19 protein-coding genes, 1 tRNA gene and 1 pseudogene are annotated in these 26,288 nt (G+C 61.7%); 8 read left to right on the top strand and 13 right to left on the bottom strand.

The window, feature by feature from the left end:
* Window positions 1–123 precede the first annotated feature (123 nt).
* Together ACFR9U_RS19235 and ACFR9U_RS19230 are read left to right on the top strand one after the other, a co-directional pair.
* On the top strand, window positions 124–1,479 hold the full coding sequence (locus tag ACFR9U_RS19235; protein ID WP_247378764.1) for a RimK family alpha-L-glutamate ligase: 1,356 nt from the start codon (window positions 124–126) through the stop codon (window positions 1,477–1,479).
* Window positions 1,480–1,625: 146 nt separating this feature from the next.
* Window positions 1,626–2,039, top strand: a complete 414-nt coding sequence (locus tag ACFR9U_RS19230) for a universal stress protein (RefSeq protein ID WP_247378763.1) — start codon at window positions 1,626–1,628, stop codon at window positions 2,037–2,039.
* A gap of 6 nt (window positions 2,040–2,045) precedes the next feature.
* Here ACFR9U_RS19230 and ACFR9U_RS19225 read toward each other — a convergent pair whose 3' ends face one another.
* The 4 genes from ACFR9U_RS19225 to ACFR9U_RS19210 form a co-directional block, all read right to left on the bottom strand.
* Window positions 2,046–2,645 (bottom strand): DNA-3-methyladenine glycosylase family protein, encoded by a 600-nt coding sequence (locus ACFR9U_RS19225; protein WP_247378762.1) that lies wholly within the window; start codon window positions 2,643–2,645, stop codon window positions 2,046–2,048.
* Between the two features lie 35 nt (window positions 2,646–2,680).
* Window positions 2,681–3,292, bottom strand: coding sequence for a serine O-acetyltransferase (gene cysE, locus ACFR9U_RS19220; RefSeq protein ID WP_247378761.1), 612 nt, complete (start codon window positions 3,290–3,292; stop codon window positions 2,681–2,683).
* 284 nt (window positions 3,293–3,576) lie between these two features.
* On the bottom strand, window positions 3,577–4,728 hold the full coding sequence (locus tag ACFR9U_RS19215; protein WP_247378760.1) for an acyl-CoA dehydrogenase family protein: 1,152 nt from the start codon (window positions 4,726–4,728) through the stop codon (window positions 3,577–3,579).
* Window positions 4,729–4,904: 176 nt separating this feature from the next.
* The gene (locus ACFR9U_RS19210; RefSeq protein ID WP_247378759.1) at window positions 4,905–6,056 is read right to left on the bottom strand and encodes an acyl-CoA dehydrogenase family protein; all 1,152 of its coding nucleotides are present in this window, start codon (window positions 6,054–6,056) and stop codon (window positions 4,905–4,907) included.
* Window positions 6,057–6,248: 192 nt separating this feature from the next.
* On the opposite strand from ACFR9U_RS19210, the gene ACFR9U_RS19205 reads away from it, so the two are divergent.
* The 3 genes from ACFR9U_RS19205 to ACFR9U_RS19195 all read left to right on the top strand — a co-directional run bounded on the left by ACFR9U_RS19205 (window position 6,249) and on the right by ACFR9U_RS19195 (window position 11,011).
* Complete coding sequence (locus ACFR9U_RS19205; RefSeq protein ID WP_247378758.1) at window positions 6,249–8,252, top strand: 3-hydroxyacyl-CoA dehydrogenase/enoyl-CoA hydratase family protein; 2,004 nt, start codon at window positions 6,249–6,251, stop codon at window positions 8,250–8,252.
* A 419-nt stretch (window positions 8,253–8,671) separates the two neighbouring features.
* Window positions 8,672–8,782: transfer RNA gene (locus ACFR9U_RS19200), tRNA-Glu, on the top strand.
* A 237-nt stretch (window positions 8,783–9,019) separates the two neighbouring features.
* Window positions 9,020–11,011: an AMP-dependent synthetase/ligase gene (locus ACFR9U_RS19195; protein ID WP_247378757.1), complete on the top strand. Its 1,992-nt coding sequence runs from the start codon at window positions 9,020–9,022 to the stop codon at window positions 11,009–11,011.
* Window positions 11,012–11,015: 4 nt separating this feature from the next.
* Here the strand turns inward: ACFR9U_RS19195 and ACFR9U_RS19190 are convergent, their stop codons facing one another.
* From ACFR9U_RS19190 to ACFR9U_RS19175, 4 genes and pseudogenes are all read right to left on the bottom strand, one after another.
* Window positions 11,016–11,669: a helix-turn-helix domain-containing protein gene (locus tag ACFR9U_RS19190; RefSeq protein WP_247378756.1), complete on the bottom strand. Its 654-nt coding sequence runs from the start codon at window positions 11,667–11,669 to the stop codon at window positions 11,016–11,018.
* A 133-nt stretch (window positions 11,670–11,802) separates the two neighbouring features.
* Complete coding sequence (locus tag ACFR9U_RS19185; protein WP_247378755.1) at window positions 11,803–13,230, bottom strand: DASH family cryptochrome; 1,428 nt, start codon at window positions 13,228–13,230, stop codon at window positions 11,803–11,805.
* Window positions 13,231–13,288: 58 nt separating this feature from the next.
* A pseudogene (locus ACFR9U_RS19180) lies at window positions 13,289–13,681 on the bottom strand (secondary thiamine-phosphate synthase enzyme YjbQ).
* A 44-nt stretch (window positions 13,682–13,725) separates the two neighbouring features.
* Window positions 13,726–14,289: a DUF7344 domain-containing protein gene (locus ACFR9U_RS19175; protein ID WP_247378754.1), complete on the bottom strand. Its 564-nt coding sequence runs from the start codon at window positions 14,287–14,289 to the stop codon at window positions 13,726–13,728.
* Between the two features lie 205 nt (window positions 14,290–14,494).
* On the opposite strand from ACFR9U_RS19175, the gene ACFR9U_RS19170 reads away from it, so the two are divergent.
* The 3 genes from ACFR9U_RS19170 (at window position 14,495) to ACFR9U_RS19160 (ending at window position 16,721) form a co-directional block, all read left to right on the top strand.
* Window positions 14,495–15,118: a DUF7344 domain-containing protein gene (locus ACFR9U_RS19170; protein ID WP_247378753.1), complete on the top strand. Its 624-nt coding sequence runs from the start codon at window positions 14,495–14,497 to the stop codon at window positions 15,116–15,118.
* Between the two features lie 295 nt (window positions 15,119–15,413).
* A complete protein-coding gene (locus ACFR9U_RS19165; RefSeq protein ID WP_247378752.1) occupies window positions 15,414–16,160 on the top strand; it encodes a TasA family protein in 747 nt (248 codons plus the stop codon).
* 30 nt (window positions 16,161–16,190) lie between these two features.
* Window positions 16,191–16,721, top strand: a complete 531-nt coding sequence (locus tag ACFR9U_RS19160) for a signal peptidase I (RefSeq protein WP_345893375.1) — start codon at window positions 16,191–16,193, stop codon at window positions 16,719–16,721.
* Between the two features lie 587 nt (window positions 16,722–17,308).
* On the opposite strand, the gene ACFR9U_RS19155 is transcribed toward ACFR9U_RS19160, so the two are convergent.
* The 5 genes from ACFR9U_RS19155 to ACFR9U_RS19135 all read right to left on the bottom strand — a co-directional run bounded on the left by ACFR9U_RS19155 (window position 17,309) and on the right by ACFR9U_RS19135 (window position 25,771).
* Window positions 17,309–17,770, bottom strand: coding sequence for a hypothetical protein (locus ACFR9U_RS19155; RefSeq protein WP_247378751.1), 462 nt, complete (start codon window positions 17,768–17,770; stop codon window positions 17,309–17,311).
* Between the two features lie 342 nt (window positions 17,771–18,112).
* Window positions 18,113–20,113, bottom strand: coding sequence for a SpoVR family protein (locus ACFR9U_RS19150; protein ID WP_247378750.1), 2,001 nt, complete (start codon window positions 20,111–20,113; stop codon window positions 18,113–18,115).
* Window positions 20,110–21,426: a YeaH/YhbH family protein gene (locus ACFR9U_RS19145; protein WP_247378749.1), complete on the bottom strand. Its 1,317-nt coding sequence runs from the start codon at window positions 21,424–21,426 to the stop codon at window positions 20,110–20,112. Before ACFR9U_RS19145 ends, ACFR9U_RS19150 begins: the two co-directional genes overlap by 4 nt.
* Window positions 21,417–23,699 (bottom strand): PrkA family serine protein kinase, encoded by a 2,283-nt coding sequence (locus ACFR9U_RS19140; RefSeq protein WP_247378748.1) that lies wholly within the window; start codon window positions 23,697–23,699, stop codon window positions 21,417–21,419. The genes ACFR9U_RS19145 and ACFR9U_RS19140 overlap by 10 nt, the downstream gene beginning before the upstream one ends.
* Window positions 23,699–25,771: a PrkA family serine protein kinase gene (locus ACFR9U_RS19135; RefSeq protein WP_247378747.1), complete on the bottom strand. Its 2,073-nt coding sequence runs from the start codon at window positions 25,769–25,771 to the stop codon at window positions 23,699–23,701. The genes ACFR9U_RS19140 and ACFR9U_RS19135 overlap by 1 nt, the downstream gene beginning before the upstream one ends.
* Window positions 25,772–26,288: the final 517 nt, after the last annotated feature.

Genomic DNA, 26,288 nt, shown 5'->3' with positions numbered 1-26,288 from the left:
GTATAAAAACAGTCGACAAACCTCGACTGCGAGAACCGCCAATGTCAACGCCATGTCGCGAAAATTCGACGTTTTCCGGCCGGCAACAGCAGGCCTTTTTCCGGGGCCAGTCCAAGCCGTGTTATGACTGACAGCGCTGATCTCACCGTCGGGGTTCTGAGTCTCCACAACAGCAAGGAAACGAAAGCGATTCTCAACGCGGTCGCCGACCTCGGATACGGCACCGAGTGGCTCCGGGCCGAGAACACGGCCGTCGACATCCAGGACGGAACCGCCCGCCTGGAACCGGACGTCGACGTCATCGCGAACAGACTCCTCCTCTCGAAAGACGAGCACCCGGCTGAAGGGCTGGGGCTGGCGCACACCTTCGAGCATCTCGCACCGATGCTCAACCCGCCGAACGCGACGTTGACGGCGATGCACAAGTTCGCGACGGGCGTCGCACTCGCTCGCCAGGGGATTCCCGTGCCGGACGCGCTGCTCGCGCTCTCGGGCGACCGGTTGAACGCGGCGCGCGAACGGTTCGGTGACGAGGCCGTCTACAAGACGGCGATCGGAACCCACGGCGGCGGGGCCTGGAAGGTCGACCTCGACGATCCGGTGAACCCGCAGGTCGGCTCTCGGCAGGCGTTCCTCCAGGAGTTCCTCGAACACGACGAGACCCAGCACAGCGACCTCCGCGTGTACGTCGTCGGCGACGAGATCGTCGGCGCCATGAACCGCTACGCGCCGGACGGCGAGTGGCGCACGAACGTCGCACTCGGCGGCGAGGTCGAAAACGCGACCGACCAGATCGACGAGGAAATCGCCGACATCGCGCGACGGTCGGCCGACATCGTCGGCCTCGACTACGCTGGCGTCGACATCGTGGAGGGGTCCGACGGCTGGTACGTCCTCGAAGTCAACCCGACGGCCGGCTTCAAGGGGCTCTTCCAGGCGACGAACCGGAGCCCGGCGCCGTACATCGCCAAACTCGCCATCGAGCGGGCCGGCGGCGACGTCGACGACGAGAAGGTCGAGCAGTTGGCGGCCTCGCTCGACGACTCCCGGCCAGCGTGCATGCCTCGACCCCAGAAGAGTAGCCAGACGAAACCGGTCGTCATCGGCTACATCGAGGAAGTCGTCGTGAGCGGGACCCGCGGCTCGGAGACGGTCATGGCGAAAGCCGACACCGGGGCGACCCGGACCAGCATCGACTCCCGACTGGCCGCCGAGATCGGCACCGGCCCGATCAAAGACATCGTGACGGTGAAATCGGGGAGCGTCAAGAAAGGCAAATCCCGGCCGGTCGTCGACCTCGTGGTCGGCGTCGGTGGCACTCAGCACACCGTCACCGCGAGCGTCGAAGACCGCGATCACATGGAGTACCCCGTGTTACTCGGCCGGGACATCATCGAGAACTACCTCGTCGACATCAACCGCCGCGCCGACGAGAAAGGGGGCGACCGGATCGAGAAAGAACTCGAAGAAGAGGAGTAAGCTCGGCGCCACCGTCGTACGCGGTTCTCCCTGGCCTGTGCTGCCGTGTGACCGAGCGCGCTAAGTTCACCTTTCGACGAACTTCCCGTCGCCGGTGACGTACAGCCACTTACTTACTAACCATGCCGGCGGCGTTCACGCGTCACATGTACGAGACAATCCTCGTTCCGATGGACGGGAGCGATGGATCGAACAGGGCAGCAGAGCACGCGCTCGAACTCGCCGACCGGTTCGACTCGACGCTCCACGCGCTGTTCGTCGTCGACACGCGGCGGTACGGCGAACCCGGTCTCAGCAGCACGGAGATCGTCGTCGACGAACTCGAAGACCACGGCCACACCTTGGTCGACGAATTCGCCGATCGCGCGGACAACATCGACGTCGAGACCGAAACCCGGGTCTGTCACGGCGTTCCCCACGACGAGATCATCGAGTACGCCACCGACGTCGACGCCGACGTCATCGTGATGGGCTATCAGGGCCACACGCACCGCCAGAAGATCGGGAGCGTGGTCGAACGCGTCGTCAGGGAGGGCAGTCGACCGGTCTTTACCGTCTGAGGGCCGTCACTCCGAACTGAGTACCTCGGTGACGTCCTCCTCTGCTCGCCAGAGATAGAGACTGGCGTAACTCCGGTACGGTGCCCATCGCTCAGCCCGTTCGACCATCTCCGCCCGGCTCATCGATTCGTCGAAGACGGTCTCCATCCCTTTCCTGATGCCGAGGTCACCGATCGGGAACACGTCCTCGCGGCCGAGTGAAAAGATGAGCTGCATGTCCGCCGTCCACGTTCCGACGCCCGTGACCTCGGTGAGTTCGGCTCTGACCTCGTCGTCGCTCATCTCGGCGAAGTCGGCCTTGCTCCAGCCGCGGTCGACGAACGCTTCGGCGATGTTCTTCACGTACTGGACTTTCTGTCGGGACAGCCCTACGTCCCGGAGAACGTCTTCGTCGGTCGCGAGCACTGTTGCTGGCGTCACCTGAACTGCCTCGAACAGTCGCTCGCGCGTCGCCGCAGCCGACGCCATCGAAACCTGTTGGCGGAGCACAGAGGTGACGAACCGCTGGTAGAAATCCTCGGCGGGCTCGATAATCAGTTGGCCGTGTGCCTCGACGAGCGGTCCGAGATACTCGTCGCCAGCCAGCGTCTCGTGTGGATCGGACACGGCCGACCCCAGGTACCGAATCGAGAAATGCGTTTCTAACAGTCGGCGAGCCAGTGTGACGACTCCGACTCGATCGCCTCCGCGCGGTCCTCGTCGGTTTTCCTGACGTCCGGCTGCTGTTCGATGATCTCCGCCGGATTGCCGGCGACCGTGGCGTTCGCCGGGACGTCCTCGGAGACGACGGCGCCCGCGCCGATCGTTGCACCCTCCCCGACGGTGATCGGGCCGATCAGCGTCGCGTTCGCGCCGACCGTCGCACAGTCCTCGACGGTCGGATGTCGTTTCTCCCTGCGCATCGATTTTCCGCCGAGCGTGACGCCGTGATACAGCAACACGTCGTCGCCGATCTCGGCGGTCTCGCCGATGACGACGCCGGTGCCGTGGTCGATGAACAACCGATCGCCGATGGTCGCGGCCGGGTGTATCTCGACGCCGGTCAGAAAACCCGCCAGTTCCGAGAGAACGCGAGCGACGAGTCGATGGTCGGTCTCCCAGAGCACGTGCGCGATCCGATACAGCCAGACCGCGTGCACACCTGGATACAGGAGTGCGACCTCGAGGGTACTCTGTGCAGCCGGATCTTTCGCGAGGGCTGTGCGGACGTCCTCGATGACGTGCGTGCGGATCGTGTCGAGTCGTTCGAACATTGTTAGGGGTTGGGGGTCGTGGAGTTCGGTCGGTCTCGGTTCAGTGACTGTAACGTTTAGTTCCCGTGCCGACGGCGAGGAGAGAATCAGCAACAGCGACAGCGTCGCTCGATACGTGCGAGTGGCTGCTCCCGGTGCAGACGGACCGAACGGCGCGAGCGAACCGTCATGTTACTGTGTACTCGTGGGTCAGACCACATAAATGCTGCCGAGAGCGGTGCGACGTACGGCGGTCGCGGTGCTCGCAGTCGAGCCGCGAAAGAAAGTCGAGTCCGTTGCTGGCCTCAGAAGCCTTTGCCGAGGAGTTCGCGGGCGATGATGTTCTTCTGGATCTCCGTGGTGCCCTCGTAGATCTGGAGGATCTTCGAGTCGCGGTAGAAGCGCTCGACGTCGAAGTCGTTGACGTAGCCCGACCCGCCGTGGACCTGGACGGCCTCGTTGGCGACGTCGACGGCCACGCGGGAGGCGTACTCCTTGGCCATGGAGGCGAGTTTCGTGATGTCTTCGCCCTGGTCGACCTGCCAGGCGGACTTGTAGGTCAGGTTCCGCGCCGCCTCGATGTCGGTGAACATGTCCGAGAGCTTGTGCTGGATGGCCTGGAACTCGGCGATCGGACGGCCGAACTGCTCGCGTTCCTGCGCGTAGTCGAGCGCGCGCTCTGCGGCGCCCTTTGCGACGCCGACGCCCTGTGCGGCGACCATCGTCCGGGTCTCGTCGAAGAACTGCATCTGCTGGAGGAAACCCATGCCGCGGTTGCCGATCAGGTTCTCCTCGGGAACGCGGACGTCGTCGAAGATGAGTTCGGCCGTGTCCGAAGCACGAATGCCGAGCTTGCCCTCGATCTTGTCCGCTGTGAATCCGTCGCGATCGGACTCGACGACGATCTGGGAGAAGCCGTTGTAACGACCCTCCGCCTCGGGATCGGTCTGCGTGAGGACGACGAAGTAATCACCGATCGAACCGTTGGTGATCCACATCTTGTTGCCGTTGATGACCCACTCGTCGCCGTCTTTCTCGGCCTGCGTGGACACGGAGGAGACGTCGGAGCCGGTGTCGGGCTCTGAGATGGCCGCGCCCATGATGGCGTCACCGGACGTGATCGGTTCGAGGAAGCGCTCTTTCTGGTCTTCCGTCCCGAAGCCCATGATCGCGTCGGCGCCGAACGACGACGACTGGATACACAGGGCGATGCCGGGATCTGCGGCGAACAGTTCCTCGGAGAGGATCGCCACGTCGAGCGCGGAGTAGCCCGCGCCACCGTAGTCCATCGGGATGTTCGCGCCGAGCATCCCCATCTTGGCTGCCTCGTCCATGACTTCCTGGGGGTACTTCTCGTCGACGTCGTACTCCGTGGCGACCGGCTCGATCTCGTTCTCGGCGAACCGCTTTACCTCACTGCGGAGTTGCTCCTGTTCTTCCGTAATCTCGAAATCCATGTCCGGTTCTTCGCAACAGAACTATAATACTTTGTTGCAATCTCGAACTAGCGAGTTAAAAACTGTTTATAATGTTGTAGACAGGAATCGCCGGACTGCAGCCTTCTATCTCGGTACTGTTAGCTATCTCACGAAAACGTATAACTGAAAATACAATATCGGCGTGGGCGAACTGCTCAGTACCCTTTGCCGAGGAGTTCGCGAGCGATGATGTTCTTCTGGATCTCCGTGGTGCCCTCGTAGATCTGGGTGATCTTCGAGTCGCGGTAGAACCGCTCGACCGGGAAGTCGTCGACGTAGCCGGACCCGCCGTGGATCTGGACGGCTTCGTTAGCGACGTCGACGGCGATGCGGGAGGCGTACTCCTTGGCCATGGAGGCGAGTTTCGTGATGTCTTCGCCCTGGTCGACCTGCCAGGCTGCCTTGTACGTCAGGTTGCGCGCCGCCTCGATCTTCGTGTACATGTCGGCGAGCTTGTGCTGGATGGCCTGGAACTCGGCGATCGGGCGACCGAACTGCTCGCGCTCCTGGGCGTACTCCAGGGCCGCGTCGGCAGCGCCTTTGGCGATCCCGACGCCCTGCGCAGCGACGCCGGTCCGGGTCTCGTCGAAGAACTGCATCTGCTGGAGGAAGCCCATGCCGCGGGTGCCGATCAGGTTCTCCTCGGGGACGCGGACATCGTCGAAGATGAGTTCGGCCGTGTCGGAGGCGCGAATCCCCAGCTTGCCGTGGATCTTGTCCGCTTTGAAGCCGTCGCGGTCGGACTCGACGACGATCTGGGAGAAGCCGTTGTACCGGCCGTCGGCGTCGGGGTCGGTCTGACACAGGACGACGAAGAAGTCGCCGACCGTCCCGTTCGAGATCCACATCTTGTTGCCGTTGATGACCCACTCGTCGCCATCTTTCTCCGCCCGCGTGCTCACGGAGGAGACGTCAGAGCCGGTGTCGGGCTCGGAGATCGCTGCGCCGCAAACGGATTCGCCTGCGGCGACAGGCTCGAGGTACTTCTCTTTCTGCTCTTCCGTCCCGAACTCCATGATGGCCTCGGTGCCGAAGGAGGCAGCCGAGATGCAGAACCCGATGCCGGGGTCGATCGAGAACAGTTCCTCGGCGATGATGATGGTTTCGAGGGTCGAGTAGCCCGCACCGCCGTACTCGATGGGGATCTGGGACCCGAGCAACCCCATCTTGGCCGCTTCGTCCATGACCTCGTGCGGATACTTCTCTTCCCGGTCGTACTCGTTCGCGACCGGCTCGATCTCGTTTTCACCGAACTTCCGGACTTCGGACCGGATCTGTTCGAGCTCGCTTGGCAGTTCAAAATCCATGCCTGGGTGTGAGGGAACATGACATTATAATCTTTTGCAATCAATAGAAAACTTGTAAACTGTTGTTGCCCGTCACTGAAACACTGTTAATTTGTACACTTATCGTTTAAACCGCGAGCACACTGTTAATCGTTGGCATGTGGAACGAAAACGTTGAAAGCCCCCCATGGAGAGAATAACAATGTTCGACTTATGCAACTCGAGGACATCGAGACCATCGCGGTTCTTGGCGCAGGCAACATGGGCCACGGGATCGCAGAGGTCGCTGCACTCGCGGGATACGAAGTTCGACTTCGTGACATCAAAGAAGAGTTCGTTCAGAGCGGCTACGAGGACATCGTCTGGAGCCTCGAAAAGCTCGCCGAGAAAGAGCAGATCAGCGAGGAAGAGGCGCAGGACGCCGAAGACCGCGTGACGCCGCTGGTCGACATGGAGGAAGCCGTCGGCAGCGCCGACGTCATCATCGAGGCGGTGCCCGAGAAGATGGAGATCAAGCAGGACGTCTACGGCGAGGTCGAGGAGTACGCGCCCGACCACGCCATCTTCGCGACGAACACCTCGTCGCTTTCGATCACGGACCTCTCGGAGGTCAGCGAGCGTCCCGAGCAGTTCTGCGGGATGCACTTTTTCAACCCGCCGATCCGGATGCAGCTCGTCGAGGTCATCTACGGCGAACACACCGACGACGAGACCATCGAAGTCATCGAGGAACTCGCCGAGGACTTCGGCAAGTCCCCGGTCCGCGTCCGCAAGGACTCGCCAGGCTTCATCGTCAACCGCATCCTCGTGCCCCTGATGAACGAGGCCTGCTGGATCGTCGAAGAGGGCGAGGCCACCATCGAGGAAGTCGACTCTACGACGAAGTACGACGTGGGCCTTCCGATGGGCGCGTTCGAGCTGGGTGACCAGGTCGGCAACGACATCACCTACCACGTCCTCGAGTACATGAACGAGGTCGAGGGCGAAGAGTACGCACCGTGCCCGATGCTCGAAGAGAAAGTCGAGAACGAGGAACTCGGCAAGAAGACCGGCAAGGGCTTCTACGACTACGAGGACGGCGACGGCGCCGACGTCCCGACCGACGAGATCCGCGAGGACGTCAAAGAGCGCCTCCTGGCGACGATGGCCAAGGAAGTCGCCTACCTCGTCGGCGACGACGTCGCGCCCGCAGCCGACGTCGACGAAGCGACGATGCTCGGCGCCGGGTTCCCGGACGGACCCGCCAGCCTCTGTGACGACTACGGGCTCCAGACGCTCGCCGACACGCTCGACGAACTCCACGACGAGACGGGCGAAGCCCGCTACGACGCCCACGACTACCTCTACAAGGCCGCCGACGAGGGCGGCTTCTACGGTGGCGCCGACGAGGACGAGGACGCCGAGAACTTCGACCTCATCGAATTCGAGCGCAGAGACATCGACGTCCCCGAGGGGCACAGCGAAAAGCAGGTCGCACACATCACCATCGACCGCGCCCACCGGATGAACACCATCAGCCTCGAACTCCTCGCAGAACTCGACGAGGCAATCGACATCGTCGAGGACGAGGACCAGCTTCGTTCGATCCTCGTCACGGGCGACGGTGACAAGGCGTTCTCGGCAGGCGCAGACGTGCAGGCGATGGCGACGAGCGCCGACCCGCTCGACGCGATCGACCTCTCCCGGACCGGCCAGCAGACGTTCGGTCGTCTCGAAGAGTGTCCTGTGCCTGTGGTCGCCGGTATCGACGGCTACTGTTACGGTGGCGGCATGGAGCTGTCGATGTGTACCGACATCCGCATCGCCTCCCAGCGCTCTAGCTTCGGCCAGCCCGAGCACAACCTCGGCCTGATCCCAGGCTGGGGCGGCACCCAGCGCCTCGCGAACCTCATCGGCGAGAGTCGCGCGAAGGAGATCATCCTGACCGCGGACCAGGACTACAGCGCCGAGGACATGCAGGAGTACGGCTTCGTCAGCGAGGTCGTCGACAACGACGAACTCGAAGACCGCGCCTTCGAGCTGGCCGCCGAACTCGCCCAGGGTCCGCCGCTGGCCAACGAGTTCTCCAAGAAAGCCATGCTCAAGGGCCGCGACGACACCGAAGCCGGGCTGGAAGTCGAAGCCCAGGCCTTCGGCCACCTCATCGGCACCGACGACATCATGGAAGGCATGACCGCCTTCATGGGCGACGGTGAGCCCGATTTCGAAGGTGAATAATCGGGCGAACGTCGTCAGATCGGCGGTCTGACGGAAGCGACCCCGACTTCCAGGGCGAGTAGCGCCCCACCAGCGTCCGAGTTTTCCTTTACTTTCACCGTGGCTGGTCTAGTATTTTGTGTGGCAGTGGCATTTCTGGTCGACAGTCATTTCGATCACGGCGGCTCTGACCGACAACTGCAAGTCCATCACGTTATCCCGGTTCGATGCTTCCGAGAGGCGAGCGGAGCTGACGTTTCAGAAGCCCATCATCTTGATAGTTTAATGCTGCTCTGTAACGAGTGCCATCCGAAAGCCGACCATAGGCTCATTGAGTCCGAATCCAGTGTCGAACGCCCTGGGAACAGACACTGTCATCCTCACCCAATACGAGGATGAAAAGCAGGGTTTATTACTTGCCCACTCTCAGCTATGAATGCGCACCGTTGGTGTAGTCCGGCCAATCATCTTGGCCTTTCGGCAAAGTCGCGGCACTCGTGTCCGCCTTTGGAAGACAGCCGAGGACCTGGGTTCAAATCCCAGACGGTGCATTCTCAACTTTCCTACTGGATAGCCGCTGTGCTGTGACTCATCTCTGTCTCGCAATCCGCGATCCGGCGTTCTCTTCGACTTTCCCGGGTAGGTTTCGATGCGGGTGACGACGCCGATCGCACTCGGACACAAATGTTTGGAGGGCGAGTAGTGTTTATATACTGTCAGCAACGGGTACGATTCAAGACCTGTTACTGACCCTGGTATATTTAACGACAGATACGTAAGCAAACAGCATGTCACCACCCGACACCTCTCAACATTGGCGGGAGGCTGAGGAGGAGTACACGGACGAGGTCATTGGGAACACGACGATTCCCCAGTTGTTCGAGGAGAGTGTCGAGCGAAACGCCGATCGTGATGCCCAGATGTACAAGGGTGGGATCTATCCACGGTCGCTCACGCCGGGGATTCTCCCGGAGCCGAAACCCGGTGAGTTCACGACGATCAGCTACGAGAAGATGGCCCAGATCGTTCGCCGACTCGCGACCGGGTTCCGTGAACTCGGGCTAGAGCCCAACGAGCGCGTCGGCATCCTCTCGAACACTCGGATGGAGTGGGCGCTGTCGGACTTCGGATTGCTGGCGGCTGGTGGCGTCGTCACGACCGTCTACACGGAGTCGTCGCCCAAGCAGATCAGGTACCTGTTGAACAATCCCGGTGCGATCGGCGTCGTCGTCGAGAACGAGCATCTGCTCGACCGTATCATCAAGGTGCAGGACGACCTCAGTCTCGAGTTCGTCGTCGTGCTGGACAACCTCACGAAATACGAAGACGTCGACCAGATTTACACGCTGGACGAGGTGTACGACCTCGGTGCGGAGCACTTCGACGAGGACGAGTACTACTCGATGGTCGAGTCCCGGAACGTCCACGATCTGGCGAGTCTCATCTACACCTCGGGAACGACGGGGAAACCGAAGGGCGTGAAGCTGACTCACCACAACTTCCGTGCGAACATCAACCAACTGCGCAAACGAGCCGGTCCGAGACCGGACAAAGGTGACGACGTGCCGGTGATGGACGCCGGAAAACGCTCGATTTCGTTTTTACCGCTGGCACACGTCTTCGAGCGGACGGTCGGGCACTTCTACATGTACGCGTCGGGAGTGACGGTCGGGTACGCGGAGAGTCCGGACACGGTCAGCGAGGACATCAAGAAGATCGAACCGTACGGCGCTGCCAGCGTGCCGCGGGTGTACGAGCGCATCTTCGACGAGATGCGCGACCAGGCCAGCGGCTCGGATTTCAAGGAGAGCATCTTCGAGTGGGCCGTCGACGTCGCTCGCGAGTACGGGAAGACCGACGACCCGGGGCTGTCGCTCAAACTCAAACACGGCATCGCCAACCAGCTGGTGTACAAACAGGTCAAGCAGCAACTCGGCGGCAACACCGGCTTCCTCATCAGCGGGGGCGGGAGCCTCGACAAACGCCTCGCGGAACTGTTCGACGGGATGGGCGTTCCGATCTACGAGGGCTACGGGCTGACCGAGGCCTCGCCCGTCGTTTCGGCGGCTCCAACAGAGGATCACCGGTGTGGGACGCTCGGAACGCCCGTCGCGGACGTCGAGATCAAGATCGACGATTCCGTCGTGTCACAGGATCAGTTCAGCCAGGCCGAGGGTCAGGTCGGTGAACTCCACATCAAGGGCCCGAACGTCACGGAGGGCTACTGGGAGATGGAGGAAAAGACTGAAGAGGCGTTCACGCCCGACGGCTGGTTCAGGACCGGTGACATCGTCGAAGCCCGTGACGACGGGTATCTCGTCTATCACGACCGCTTGAAGAACCTGCTCGTGCTCTCGACCGGGAAAAACGTCGCACCCGAACCGATCGAGAGCGAGTTCTCCACGTCCTCGCGAATCGAGCAGATCATGGTAATGGGCGACGACGAGAAGTTCGTCAGCGCGCTCATCGTGCCGAACTTCAACGCGATCCGTCGGTGGGCCAAGAACCGCGACATTAGCCTGCCGAACACCAAAGAGAAAGTCTGTGAGAACGATCAGGTGAGCGAGTGGGTCAACGAGGACGTCCAGCTGGTCAACCGAAACCTGGAGAAACACGAGACCATCAAGCAGTTCGAGCTCGTCCACATGGAGTGGACGCCCGAAAACGACATGCTGACGCCGTCGCTGAAGAAGAAACGGCGAAATATCAAAGCGGAGTTCAGGGACAAAGTCGACCGCATCTACGACGAGCAGAGCGAAGCGGCGACGGCCGACGACTAGTCTCTCACCGCATCAACGAGGACAGCACGCGCGACTCGGCTTTTCTGAGGTGTTCGTCGACGGTGCTGGGCGCACACCCGAGGGCGTCGGCGATGTCCTCGTGAGTGGCCTCGCGGGGGATCTCGTAGTATCCCTCCTGGATCGCCGTCTCGAACACTTCGTGTTGGCGTTCGGTGAGGATCGAGAGGATGTCCTCACGGTCGGGTGAGTACTGCCCGGCCTGCTCGACGGCGAAGCGAACGCCGTCGGGCGTCTCGCCCAGGGCCTGCCGGAGCATGTCGTGTGTCCCGACGATCGTCGTCCGGAGTCCGCCCTGGTTGGTGTATTTCAGGGGCGTGTCGATGATGAGCGCGTACTTCTGTGCGAGCGCCATCAGACTCCCGGCCGGTTGTCCCGGTGGAACGTGGAGGTAGAGGTGAAAGACGTCCTCTTGGACGTCGAGGACGTCCCAGGCGAGCACGGAGTTCGACTCGTCAATCGACTCGCTCAGTGCTTCGTGGTCGCCGCGGAGTCGGTAGAGCAAGACGCCGGTCCCGTCGCCCAGCGCGTTGACGTGCATGAGCGACACGCGCGAGACGTCGGGGTGGTCGGCGATGACCTTCCCGGCAGGATGAATGGCTCCGTTCTCCGGTGTGATCGTGAAATCGAAGTACCTCATGTAGCGCCCCCTTCAGCGACCGAATGTCATCGTTCCTTTCGTTCCCGACACATTATGTGTTTCGGCACACATCTCACTTGCCGCCAGCACAACGGACGCTCTCCCGCGGCTGCGCGAATGCTCCCGGCGCCTGTCACTCCGACGCGTCTTCCAGTGCGACCATCGGGCGTGGATAGTCGCTGCCGAGTTCGACGCCGTGTGTTCGTTGGGTTTGCGTGTCCATTCGCCACGGCTCGTGGACGTACTCGGGCGGAAGCCCGTCGAGTTCGGGCAGCCACTGCGTAACGTACTCGCCCGCTGGATCGTACCGATGGGCCTGCCAGAGCACGTCGAATCGCTTGTCGCGGGAGTCGTTGCCCGTGCCTGCGACGTAGGCCCAGTTCCCCCAGTTGCTGCAAACGTCGTAGTCGATCAGTCGCGACTCGAAGTACGACGCGCCCGTCCGCCAGTCGAGGCGGCGGTCGTTCGCGAGGAAACTCGCGACGTTCTGGCGGCCCCGATTCGACATGTACCCCGTGGCGTTCAACTCCCGCATGTTGGCGTCGACGAAGGGAACACCCGTCTGGCCGTTCGCCCACCGAGAGAACGCGTCCTCGTCGGTGTGCCACTCGACGTCGCGGTCTCGAATCCCGCCCGGCCGAAAGAAGGCCGCGCCGTGTTTTGCGAACTGGAACTGGAAGAAGTCGCGCCACGCGAGTTCGAAGCCGAGCCAGTACGTCGAGTCGTTCTCGACGCGCTCGCGTTCGTACCGGTCGATTTCGGCATAGATCTGCCGCGGCGAGAGACAGCCGTGTGCGAGCCAGGGAGAGAGTTTCGAGGAGTAGTCGGCACCGAGGAGACCGTTCCTGGTCTCCTTGTACTCTCGGAGGCAGTCGCGGTCCCAGACGTACTCCGCTAGGCGGTCGAGCCCGGCCGTTTCCCCGCCATCAAACGCGTAGACAGCTCGCTGGTCCCGCCCGAGTGGGGCGTCGTCGAAGCCGAGTGCGGCCAGCGTCGGTATCTCGCTTACGTCGAGCGTCGAGCTGGGGACCTTGTTCGGGCTCGGGAGTGGCTCTCGGGGTTCGATCGTCGCTTCGACGTCCTGTCGCCAGGGCGTGAACGTGTCGTCGATGTTCTGAACCGGTGTTGGGAGGTCGGCCGGATGATACAGCGTGTGCGTCCACGCGGTCTGCAGGGCCCGGCCCTGATCGCGTAATGCGGTCCGAACGGCGGTTTCGACGTGTCGTTCCTCGGGTGCGGGAAGCGTCTGCGAGTAGACGGCGTCGGCGTCGTATTCGCTCGCGACGGCCGGAAGCACCGTCGACGGACGGCCGTATCTCACGACCAGTTCGCTGTCCAGCCCCCGTAGCGTGGCACGGAGGGCCTGGACGCTCTCCCGGAGAAACTGGGCACGTCGGCGGCCGGTCTTCGGGAACCCGAACGTCGTCGTCGCGAACGCGTCGGGATCGAAGACGAAAACCGGGACGATGCGGGTTGCCGACTCGAGTGCCCGCGTGAGCGTGGCGTTGTCGTGGAGTCGGAGATCGGACCTGAACCAGACGACTGCTGTGTCTTCTGTCATCGGTGGGGAGACCGGGAGTCGGTCTCCTGCTAGTTGGTCTGGATGGACATCAACGTAGTTACTCCGTGACCACGGTCACGGTGCGCGTCCGCGGCCCGTCACACTCCACCAGCAGCACGGACTGCCAGGTTCCCACGTCGAGTTCGCCGTCGACCACGGGAACCGTGACGCTCCGGCCGAGCAACATCGATCGGAGGTGCGCGTCGGCGTTCCCGTCGAGTCGGTCGTGATCTCATCCCTCCTCGGGGACGATGTCCGCGAGCGCCCGCTCGATGTCCCCGAGCAGCCTCGGCTCGGCTTCGTTCACGCTCACACCTGCTGTCGTATGGCGAACGAACACCGTACAGGTACCAGTCGCGTCCTGCGGCACTGCGTCGTTCACCTGTTCTGTGATGTCGACGACCGTCAGTCGGTCGTCCGTACTCACTTCGACGGTCGCGTTACCACTCATACAAAGACGGACGATCGACCGGCGCTTGAATGCTGGGCTCGGGGTTACTCCTGGCGGTCCGAAGGACTCGTCTGTGACCAGAGTCCCTCGAACAGCTGCCGGTCCTGGGAGTTGACGTGGTAGGCTGCCGACGCGACGAGAATGAGGAGATACGTCGCTGCGACGGCGGGCGCACCAACGGCACCGAGCAGCGGCGTCCCGATAGACGCCGAGAGCACCGTCCCGAACCCGAGGATACCGAGAATGAGATAGTATTCGGCCCAGGTGATGCCGTACCGTGGGACGACCTCCATGTACGTCGTGATCTCGGCGGCGCGATCGCGGAGCCGCACCTCCTTCGAGTCAGTGTCGTAGTTGACGATCCCGAGGTCGTCGAGTTTCGGGAGATGCGTCTGGTGGAGCGAGACGTACACGCTCCGTCGTTTGTCTCGTGGCGCCGGTGACTCGCCGGTTTCCCGGGTCGCAACGTCCTCGGAGAGATCACGGACGCTCAACGTCCCGCTGTTCTCCCGAAGACACTTGATCGCCAACCGCCGCCGGTCGTTCCGTAAGATGTCGTGTATCTGACTTGCTTCCAGTGATTCCTTCGTAGTAGTTTGGGCGACCATACTCACCTCCCGGATTCGTTCGGTTTGCACGCACGTCCCTGCGGCTGCTCGTGGCTGTCCCTTACGATTCGTACCACTTATCTTATTCTATAGACGGATTTCTCCAGTGTTAATCTCTCCTAACAACTCATTACCCTATATAACGAACAGATTAATATGGGTGGACAGAATACCTCAGATAACCACAATTGGTTGGTGGGGTTACATGAGTGGGGCAACACAGGAGCCCGTCTCCGGTCGGGGGGCCGGCGTCGGGCCAGACAGTCCGTCGACAGTGGAATCGGAAACGGCGCAGTCGCTGCGTCGAGAAGATGCGTTCGAGGTTCTGAGCAACGCACGCAGACGACACGTCATTCACTATCTGCTGCAACAGGAGGATCGGGTGACGTTACGGGACCTCTCGGAACAGATCGCAGCGTGGGAAAACGACGTGGAACCGGTTGACGTCTCCTCGAAGCAACGCAAACGCGTGTACACTGCACTGCGTCAGTCGCATCTGCCGAAACTGGACGACAAGGAGATCGTTCACTTCGACGCGGATCGTGGGACGGTCCAACCGACCGATCGCCTGTCGGATCTCAAGGTCTACATGGAGGTCGTTCCAGAACACGAGATCCCCTGGAGTCACTACTATTCGGGGATCGGTGTGATTTCGGCGTGCGTCACAGTGCTGTCGTGGACGGGACTCGTCCCGTTCAGTGAACTCCCCGGCCACCTCCTGGCGGGCTTGACTGCCGGCCTGGTGTTGGTGTCGGGTCTGGTCCACGCGTACGAGACCCAGAAAAGCCACCTCGGGTCTGACGGTCCGCCGCCGGAGTGCCGACGCTGACGGATCCGAAACCTTTCGCTACTGGTTCCCCGTGTAATTGCTGATTACGGCCGTTCTCGGGCCGTTCGACGTCTCTCCGTCTGCCCTTCGCTTTCGTTCACGGCCTCCATTCTTGATTTCAGCATTGGATTGCTCGGTTCCAGTATGTGTATACAAAAGGACGTGTGGCCAGTACGATGGGACAACACGCACTGATGAGGGCACAGTCGGTCGGGTTGTCGGATTCAGTGACGGGGGACCATGGGGTGCGTGGGACCAGCCGCTCCGGCAGGGAGTGGCATCGAGAGTGAGACCTATGACAGACAAGAACATCGAACTCACGCGACGCAAAGTATTGGGCGGTATTACGACAGTCGGCGTTGCAAGCGCGGCTGCGGGTGCGGGGACGTTTGCACTGTTCTCCGATTCAGAGAGTACTACCGATCAAACAATTAGTACTGGGACCGTGGATCTGAACGGGAGTGAACCGACAGTACAAAGTCTCACTGCGGAAGATCTCGCGTCGACTTCGACGTTTAGCGGCAAGTTCGAGACGACCTACGAAGGAAGTCTCAACGGGGACATCTACCTCGGTATGACCATCACCGATGACTCCGACTACGATACTGATGGTGATGGTACAAACGAAATCGATCCACTATCCACAAAAGTAAATCTTGAAACCGGTGGTGACAACGTCGTTACAATTGGTGCCAAAAACGATGATGGCACCATTGACGGTGAAACCGATGTTATGACTAAAGGGGAATCAAGTGGCGATTCTGGAACTCTACCGACCGAAGTCGCAAACGAAATCAACACGAGCGCCGAACTCAACAATCCGAATCCAGATACGCTGCAGTCTCTTTCCAGCCAGTTGAAAACAGACGAGAACGATAATCCGACGTTCAAATATCTGACCGACGTCTCGGAGAATACAACTATCAATATCCAATTGAAGTGTAAGATCTCGGACCTCGGTAATGACTACCAGGGGAAGGAGCTAGTCCTCAATCTCCACATCTATGCTGTTGAGACAGGTCAGGACCCGACCTACTTGTAATAACGACCACAATTCCTTTTAGTACTTGCCGTGAGCACGAAACGCCAGGCCGTCGGGTTCGCTGTGTTGCTCGTAGTAGTTCTGCCGTTTCTGTTGGTTGCGGCCCCCGACCTCGCAGGGGCGGACCACAGTTATGTGGTTCTGTCATCCAGCATGTCGCCATCGATCAACGCTGGTGACGTGGTGTTCGTCTCCGAAGACGACCCAACGAAAATTCGCGAGAACGATGTTATCACGTTCAATCCGAGCGGTGGACCGCTCTCGGAGCGCGATGAACTCATCACCCATCGGGTCGTGAACGTCACCGAGAGCGATGGAACGCTGTATTTCGAGACGAAGGGCGATGCGAACGATTCGCCGGACGCTGAACCAGTCCCAGCAGAGAACGTCGTCGGACGGGTCACGTTCACTATCCCGTTCATCGGTCACGTCGTCTCCTTTGCGAGCTCGGGCGCAGGCACGTTGTTGCTAATCGTCGTTCCGGCCGTGCTCCTCGGACTACTGGAACTGCGGGACCTGTACCGCGCGACGGAAGCCGCTGACTCCGACTCTCCGAAATAGGTCCCACCAATGTCACTAAACCGAATCGCACTGCTGGTCGTGATCATCGTGTTCCTGAGCGTAGCCGGAGCTGGAGTGGGACACACCACTGCGTCGTTCAAATCCGAGATGACGACAACGGGGACTGTCGAAACCAAGCCGGACTTCACGATGACGGCGAAGAACTTCAGCGTTGCTGGGATTTCTACTGTCCGGGACGGAGACACGAGATACACCGTCCGTGTGTCGGTTCCGGCGACTGCCGAGGTTCGCTCTGACCAGTTCGAGTTGACAGTCGGCGATGGCGGCCACCAGGTCAAGCCGGTCAAGGCTGCTTGCAATCAGGTGTCGACTGAACGAGTTATCTGTACGCTGGAAGTAGCGGGCGCTGATCTTCGGGGTCACGCCGGACAGTCTGGGGCAGTTGCGACCACCGTTCGAGGATGGTGGGAATACGACCGCGATTTCGTGTCCCACGGCCGCATCGAACTGATCGATACCGAAGGCAGTCACGGGCCGGTCAGCGACACGAGTGCACAGACTGCGACGGTGAAAGAGTCGAGCAGTTCTGATCTCAGCACCGTTAATCAGTCACAGGGGTCGGCCAATCAGTCAACGCCTGTCGCGACGTCTCTGTCCGGGACAAGTACTGCTACGGACCAGACAGTAAACGGCACAGACAACGAGACGACTGCATCCAACCTGAGCGTTAATTCCACTGGTTCGACTACCGGTTCGGCGGGAGGGGCGAACTCAACCAATCCAGGCTCGAACGAACAGTCTTCAGCAACCGACGACAGCACGGGTAACAGTGATACCGCGGAGGCCACGTCGTCACCAACGGGCGAGACACAGACCTCGGCGTCAGCCGACGATTCGAAAACTGTGTCCGAAAGTACTCCGACATCGTCGACTGACGACCAATCCGCCTCGAAGAGCGACTCCGCAGACGGATCTACGGGTGAGACGACGAGCGACAGTGACGGAGATGCAGATGCCGACACCTCGCCTCCGACATCGACGAGTTCCGATAGTACTGATTCGATGACTGATGGAGAGGGTTCGGACACGACCGAGACACGGACTGCATCGAAAAGTGAGGGTTCGGACACAGATTCGGCTGACGAATCCACTGATTCCGGGACGGATTCGACGACAGTTACCGAAGGTGAGGAATCGATTGATTCGGGGACTCGAACGACGGATTCGGATACAACGACGGAGTCCGATTCGACAGGGAGTACTGATAGCTCGACAAGTGGAAGCGCTACAACATCAGATACGGACTCTGACTCGGATGACCAGACGAGTGACTCCGAATCTACGCAAACCGAGGATACATCCGGTTCGGGTGAAGAGGAAGGTACCTCGGATGGTAGTAACTGAAAAAGAGGTCCTGTCAGAGTTGCCGGTCAGGCAAGCCACTCGTCGGGTTTCGTGTCGTAATCGACTTCGGTGGCGGCGATGTCCTCGACCTCTTCCCAGTCTAAATCGCGGATCTCGATTTCCTCGCCGTCGAAGCGGATGAGTTTGCCGCGCTCTTCGGGTTCCGGCTCTCGGTCGCGTCGTTTCGCGACTTCGATGTCGTGCTCGTCGAGTTCCTTGACGATGGTCTTCAGGTTCACGGGCCGACCCCAGAGGTGGAAGACGCGTTCGAGCGTCTTTTTCGCCTGCTCGATGTCGAGCATGACGCCGTTGTACTTGTGGGCCAGCAGCAGTTCGTTGCGGTTGTTGTAGTTGCCGTCCTGGACGACGATGGTCGGTTTCCCGAAGTTGGTGAACCGCAACATCAGCTTCTTCTTGACGTCCTCGTAGTCGGTGCTGGTGACCCGGTAGTCGCCGGTCGACTGCGTGAACTCGTAGGTGAAGTAGTGGTTGTCGTCCACGAACTCCTGGGTGAGAAACTGATCCAGGAAGGTCACGTCGTTGTGACTCTCGCGAATCTCGCGCATCCGGTCCCAGCCGCGGGTGTAGTCGACGTCCGCGAGCGCCTCCGCGATCGAGTCGTACCGGGAGTCGTCGAACATGTACCGCGAGGTCCGTTCGAGTTCCTCCTGGCTGACCCGGCTGACGAACCCGCGGTTCTGCGGTTCGACCAGCGAGTAGTGACGTTCGGCCAGTCCCTCGTAGGTCAGCACCTTCCACGGGTACTTCTCGACGTCGAGCTCGCCCTCTCTGGCGCGGTCGAGTTGCGTCGCGTCGACGCGCGGGTCCTCGGGATCGAGGTCGTCGAGCGAGTTCGCGTCGATGGCGGTGATCTGCTGATCCGGGGCGATGAGGCTCTGCACCTCATCGAAGTCCACGCGGTCGTGGAAGTTCCGCCAGGTGATCCCGTCGACGCGGAGGATGTGTTCGACGACCTCGCGACGGTTCGTCGTGTTCTCGACGTACTGCCAGAGTTCGAGGCCGAGTTTGTACGGGTTGAGCCCCGGCGAGCCCAGCACCTGCGCCATGTGGTCGGCGTAGTTGATGAACTCGTCAGCGCCGGCGAAGGCCTCCTTCGTCATCATCACCGACTCCCAGTAGGCGGCCCACCCTTCGTTCATCACCTTCGTCATCTTCTGGGGGGCGAAGTAGTACGCCTCCCGGCGGAGGATCTCTAAGATCTCTCGCTGCCAGTCGGTCATGCCGACGGCCTTCTCGGCGTCCTCGTCGTACTGCATCCCGTGTTTTCGGAGGAAACCGAGCACGTCCTTTTCGGGCTCTTCCGGGAAGGTGACGTCGTCGTCGTCGGGACGTTGGGCTTCGAGCCACTCCTCGTCGAACACCTGGCCTTTCACCTCGTCGGAGAGGTCGAGTTCGTCCAGTTTGTCCGAGAGGTCCTCGACGTCCTCGTCGGCGTCGACGAACTCGTCGGGGTGTTCGGTCTCGACGGGGGCGAACCGCTCGTGCTGGTCGATGTTGTCCTCCAGGCAGAGGACGTTGTCGATCCACTTCTCGACGGCCGCACGGTCGATGTCCGGGTCGAGCATGTACTCCCGGATGGCGTCGGCGTGACGCGCCAGCATCGCGGCGGCGTCGGGGTCGTCCGCGAACATCCCGAACCACTCGTTGTTCTGGAAGAAGTCCGCGTGGGCCTCGACGTGGGTGATGACCGCCTTCTGGTCGGCCATCGTGTTCGACTCCTGGAGGAAGGCGTGGCTGGGGTTGTCGTTGTTGACGATCTCGAAGGCCTTCCCGCCGAGGAACTGGCTCTGTTTCTGCTGCTGGTCGTACTGCATCCCCCAGCGCCAGTGCGGGTAGCGCTGCTGGAACCCGCCGTAGGCGATGAGTTCGTTCATCTCGTCGTAGTCGACGATCCAGTAGTTCACCGGATACGGCGCCAGCCCCAGTTTGTGGGCCAGGTTCGAGGCCTCCGTGACCGGTTCCTCCAGGCTCTCGGCGATCTTCTTGGCTTCGTGTCTGTCGGTCATTGCGCTTCCTCCTCCGTGGACAGGATGGTGTAGATGGCGTCGACGACGTCCTCCGGGCTGGAGACGTAGGCGACGGCGACGTCGCCGCTCTCTCGGAAGTGTCGCTCGACTTCTTCGGCGTGGGTGGCGTTGATGGCGTTCCCGCTCGGTTGGGTCTCCACGTAGGCGTGGAGGTTCGCGGGGATCTGCTCCATCAGCGGGATGACCTGCTCTTCGGTGTCGTTCGAGGAGTTCTCGGAGTCGCCGGCCGCGAACACGTAGCGGTTCCAGTCGGCCCAGGGGTACTCCTCTTCCAGGATCGCCGCCGCGAGTTCGTACGCGCTGGAGATGCGCGTCCCGCCGCCCGAGCGGATGCCGAAGAACTCGTCGCGGTCGACTTCCCAGGCTTCGGCGTCGTGGGCGATGTAGACGAACTCCGCGTGGTCGTACTTGCCCGTGAGATACCAGTCCAGCGGCGTGAACGTCCGCTCGACGAGTTCGCGCTTTTTCTCACGCATCGATCCGGAGACGTCCCGGATGTTCACGACGACGACATTCTTTTCGCGCTCTTCGATGATCTCGGGGTAGCGGTAGCGCTCGTCCTCGCGACGGAAGGGAATGCTGTCGACGCCGTCCCGTCGGATGCGCTCTGCCGTCGAGGACTGCTCGACGTTCGCCTCCATCTCCTCCATCGACGTCCAGGTGGTCTTCTCGTCGGAGCTGAGGTCGGCGTACTCCTCTTCGAGCCAGGCCTTCGACACCGGGATGTTCTCGCCGCGGGCCCACTCGAACACCGAGGACGGCCCCATGCCGTCGACTTTGAGCGCCTCGCGGACGTACTCCCGGTCGAAGTCCATCGCCAGTTTGCGCTTGAGGCCCTTCTTGAACAGGCGCTCGAAGTCCAGCGTCGAGGAGGGACCCGTCCGGGTCATGTCCGTGAAGTCGCCTTCCTTCTCTTCGATGACCTTCTTCCCCTTGGGTTCGAGATCCAGACCGAGTTCCTCGTCGAGTTCCTGGGCGAACTCCTCGGGGTCCATCTCGTAGTACTCGTGTTCGCCGCCCTCTTCGCCGGGTTCGCCGTCCTCGTCGCCGTCGCCGGGCTGTGGCTGCGGTTCGCCGACGGGTTGGCCCTCTTCGGCGCCTTCGCCCTGGCCGACGCCGCCCATGTCGCGCTGGTCGTAGGCGAACTCCGGGAGGTCGACGATCTTGATGGGGATCTTCACCTCGTCCGGCCGCGACTGGCCCAGATCCCCGTACTGAATGAACTCCGCGAGGTCCTGCCGGCGCTCCTCGCCGACTTCACGGTACCGTTCGAGGTCGTCCTCTAGTCCCATTTGTAACTCACCTGGCTCATGACGTGTCGACTGGTCAGTTCGGCCGAGGCCTCGCTGTACTCGAACATCTCGATCATGTTCTGGATCGTGTCCTCCTTGACCGCGGCCGTCTGGGTCCCGCTCGGCGGGTTGTCCCACTGCTTGGGGTCGAAGTCCTCGAAGGTCCGTCGGACGTCCTCCCAGTCGTGGGAGCCCAGCACCGACTTGATGACGGGAATCTCCTTCGTGTTCACGTCCGACACCTGGAACTCCTCGTCGCGGTTGTGCCAGGCGTGGCGGTTGAGCGCCGTGATGATCTTGTTCGTCCGGAACTCCGTGACGGCCTCCGTGGGCTCGTTGCCGTCGTACTGGTCCTCGCTGAAGCGGCCGAGGTGCTCGATCTCGAACACCTTCATCTTCAGCGGGTCCGGGTCGACGTACTCGCCGCGATCGTTCTCGATCTGTTCGTCGGCCTCCCAGGCGTAGACGTGCTCGATGTACTCCTCGACGGTGTCCTCGTCGACGCGCTTGTCGCGCATCACGGCCTTGAGCACGTCCGACTCCTGCTGGCTGAACACGTGGTTTTTCACGGTGACCACCTGGTTCTCGAACTCCACGCGCTCGCTCCCGGAGAACACGGGGGCGTCAGAGAGCCCCTCGGCCATCGCGTTGAGGATGTCGCGGGGCATGATGACGTGTTCGACCGGGAGGTCGGCGTGGAAGCGGTCCTGTTCCTCGTGGAGCAGATCCGCGATGACATCCCGGGTGTAGGTGACGGGGATGCCCTGTTCGCCGTCGTCGGCGTCGTCGTCCCACTCGAAGTCCTCCATCTCGATCTCCTCGTCGCCCTCGCGGAGGTAGCCCCGATCGAACAGCAGCGCCTTGTCCACGAGGTCGAGCCCGTTGGGAACGTCCGTGTCGTCGAGCCGCGTCACGACGGCGTACAGGCCCGCCGCCTCGATGGCGTGGGGCGCGAGTTCCTTCTCGTTGACTTCGGCGTCGTTGTCCCTGACCCGGATGGACAGGGGTTCGCGAATCCAGGACTCGAGTTCGTCCCACGTCGTCGCCGTCCAGACCTCCGTCTCGTTGGTCAGCTCCCGCCGCAGAAGCTGTGCCTCCAGCGAGAGGTTCGTGAGGTAGATAAACTCGTGTTTGTCCAGCCGGCGCTTGAGCGCCTTGAGCGGGTCCTGGCCCTCGCGGTCGGCGTGTTGATTCAGCCGCGCTTCCAGATCCGGGTTCGAGATGATGATCATCTGGGTGTCGATGTCCATCCCGATGCCTTTGTCCAGTTTCACCTTGCCCTCGTCGGGGACGTTCAGGAGTTTCTGGAGCAGGTCGGCGTGCTGGGCGGCGTCCTCGACGATGGTGAGCAGGCCGTTGCCCTGGGAGAGCACGCCGTCGTAGGAGAAGGCCTGCGGGTTCTTCCGACCCCGGGAGTCGAGCTCCCGGAGCATGCCGGCCATCCAGGAGCCGACGAGGCGTTCTTTGGGGGAGCCGTCGTCCTCGCTGTGCAGGACGCCGATGCCCCGGCCGACGTCGACGACGAAGTTCTTCACCCGGAGGTGTTTGGGGTCGGTGACCGCCGAGAAGAGGTCCGTGACCTCTTGGCGGCGGTACTGCTCTTCGAGGTAGTCGTAGGCCTCACGGCAGAACGGGTCGAGCTGGCCGTCGACGCGGATCTCGATGTGGTCGTCGAGCCGGCCGTTGACCTCTCGAAGCAGGTCCTGCCTGACCTCCTGGGGGAAGACGGTGAGCGGATGGGACTGGACGGGACTCTCGTACCAGTCGTCCTCGTCGGTCGCCGGCACGTCGCCGTAGGTCATGCCGCTACTGGCCTCGCCGGCGCCAGCGACGTTCCACTCGACGGTGTAGCGCCGTCCGTCGTCGGTCTTCGAGAACTCGCGAAGGCCGTTGATGAGACACCGCTTGAGCTCGGACTTGCCCGTCGCCGTGGGGCCGTCGAGCCAGATTATCTTCTCGTCTTTACCCCGCGAGGCCGCGATCGAGCGCAGGTCGTCGACGAACTGGTTGAGCGTGTCCGTGTTCCCGAGGATGGCGTGTTCGCCGTCGTTGTGCGGGTCGTCGAAAAAGCGGTAGCGCTCTTTCTCCTCGCCTTCCTCGATGACCGTCCGAGTGCCCGCGGCCTCGATGGCCGAGAGCAGGTACTTCGAGGCGTGGGCGGCCAGCTGGGGGTCCTCCAGGACGAGGTCGACGTACTCGGCGAGGCTCATCGGCTCCTGGTAGGTCGCTTCCAGGGCGTCGTCGGCGGCGTCGATGAAGTCGTGTCCGGCCATTACTCTTCCATCTCTGCTTTGGCGACCTCGGCACCGGCGAATTCGAGCACCTCCTTTGCCCCTTCGCGGGTGTAGCCCTGTTCCATGAGCGCGTCGACCCACGCGTTGCGCTCGTCGTCGTCCATCTCGTTGCTCGACACCAGTGCCGAGAAGTTGATGTTGTGCTTCTTGTCCTCCCAGAGCTTGCGCTCCAGGGCGCGCCGCAGGCGGTCGTTGTCCTGCGGGTTGAACGTGTCACCCTCGCGTGCGCGGCGGGAGACCCAGTTCGACACTTCCTGACGGAAGTCGTCCTTGCGGTCTTCGGGCACGTCGAGTTTCTCCTCGACGCTGCGGAGGAACGTCTCGTCGGGTTCCTGCTCGCGGCCGGTGATCTCGTCTTCGACGGTGTCGTCGTCGATGTAGGCCATGACGTGGTCCATGTACTTCTCGCCCTGGCGCTGGATCTCGTCGATGTCGTAGGCCAGCGCGTGGCGCACGTCCTCGATGGCCCGGTCCTTGTACTCCTCGCGGACGAGTTCGAGGTAGCGGTAGTACTTCTCGAACCGGTCTTCCGGGATGGAGCCGTGGTTCTCCAAGTTCTCCTCGAAGTGGTTGAACGTCGTCAGCGGCGAGAGGAACTGGCGATCGCGGTGCATCGAGTCCATGATGGCCTCGGCGATCTCGTCGCCGATGAACCGGGGCGAGACGCCCTCCATGCCTTCGCCGATCTCGGCCATCTCGGCGGCCTCCTCGCGGAGCTTCTTGACGTCGACGTCCTCGGTCTCGTCGACCTCGCCGTTGTACGCTTTGGCTTTCTGGAGGAGGTCCACGGTGCCCGAATCGGGTTCTTCGATGCGGGTGAGGACGCCGAAGAGGCCGGCCATCTCCAGGGTGTGGGGTTCGACCTGGATGTCCGGGAGGTCGGCGTTGCGGAGCATCTTCTCGTAGATGCGCGCCTCCTCGGTGTACTGGAGGACGTACGGGAAGTCGATCCGCTTGGTGCGGTCGTTGAACGCTTCCATCTTCTCGTCGCCCTTCTTGTCCTTGTACTCGGGCATGTTCGTCCGCCCGACGATCACCTGGTCGATGTCGATCCGGGGGTTGTTCTTGGGCTTGATCGTCTGTTCCTGGGTGGCGTGCAGGAAGTCGTAGAGGAACTCGCGCTGGAGTTTGAGCAACTCCTCGCCGGAGAAGATCCCGCGATTCGCGTTACAGAACGCACCCGAGTAGTCGAACGCTCGCGGGTCGGACTCGCCGTAGATGGCGATCTTCGAGTAGTTGACGTCGCCGGTGAGTTCGGTCTCGTCCTGGTTTTTCTTGTCCTTGGGCTCGAAGGTCTCGATGCCCTGGCGCTGGTTCTCGTCGGCGACGAGCCTGATGATCTCGACGTGGTTTTCGAGGACGCTCTGGAGGTCGTCGTCGTAGTTGGCCAGCAACTTGTCCATGTAGAACTCGCTGGCCGGGTCGAGCGCCTGCTCGTTGCGGATCGTGTACGGCGCTTCGAGGATCTCGTTGATGTCCTCGATGATCGAGTCCCGCTGCTCCTGGGGCAGCAAGACGATTGGGTCCTGGTTCATCGGGGACCGGACCACGTCGTCGGCGGGGTCCTGATCCGGAATCACGTCACAGAGGTTCGTCCACCGGAACGTGTACATGCGCCCCTCGTCGCGCCGGGTGTAGTCCTCGTAGTAGCGCCGGATCTGGCGGTCGAAGTCGGACTTCCCGGAGCCGACCGGCCCCAGCAGGAGTTTGATCCGCTTCTCGGGACCGAGTCCGCGGGCACCGCTTTTGACTTTGTTGACGAACTCGTGGATGGCTTCGTGGATGACGCGGCCGTAGAACGTGTTTTCGCCGTTCTGGAGCGGATCTTCGGCGGCGAGTTCGTACTCGACGACGCCGGCGTCTTCGTCGTACTCGGTGCCGTAGTAGTCGAACATGTCAGCAACGCGCTGATGGGCGTTGCGGGCGATCCGCGGGTCGTCGTACAGCTGTTCGAGGTACCAGTCGAACGTGTGGGTCTCCCTGAGGTCCGATGGGATCGAGTCCTGGTACTCCCGACTCAGCTCTGCGAGGGTGTCCTTGTTACCGGTCATGCTATCGTGGACAGTGTTAGGGTGCGAGTCCGGCCACAACGTGTTCGGTCGGGCCCAACCCGTCTTCGCGGGCACGAGCCCGCGCGTTTCGGTGGTAGGTTCCACGGACCGCCCACGTCGCGAGGATCACACTCGGTCTGCGTGCCTGCAAACCGTCCGCGCGCCCGTCCTCGACGGGTGAGGGATTCGTGTGCCATGAGTGGCCATACCACCCCCGGATGCCAGCAAGCCGGTTGCCGTGTGGCAAAATAAAACACCGGAGCGGCTGGGGGCGGGGTGGGGGCGATGGTGGGGGTATGGGTGGGCTTACCACCGATACTATTTATTTATTGAGTCCTACGGATACATAAGGCTTCTCCCGGAACCGGGTTTTCGGCCCCTTTTTACGCTCTCTGAATCGCCGTAAAACTCGCGTACGACGGCCGATACGGGACGGTTTCTGAAACGGCCGTGGTTACCCCAGTTTATATACTCACGTCTGACATACGTCTGGTGCCGATACGAGCTGTCGGTTCTG

This window comes from Halorientalis brevis (genome assembly GCF_042678165.1).
Lineage (GTDB): Archaea > Halobacteriota > Halobacteria > Halobacteriales > Haloarculaceae > Halorientalis > Halorientalis brevis.
Note: the sequence above shows the minus strand (reverse complement) of the source record. Positions and strands in the feature narration are given on the sequence as shown.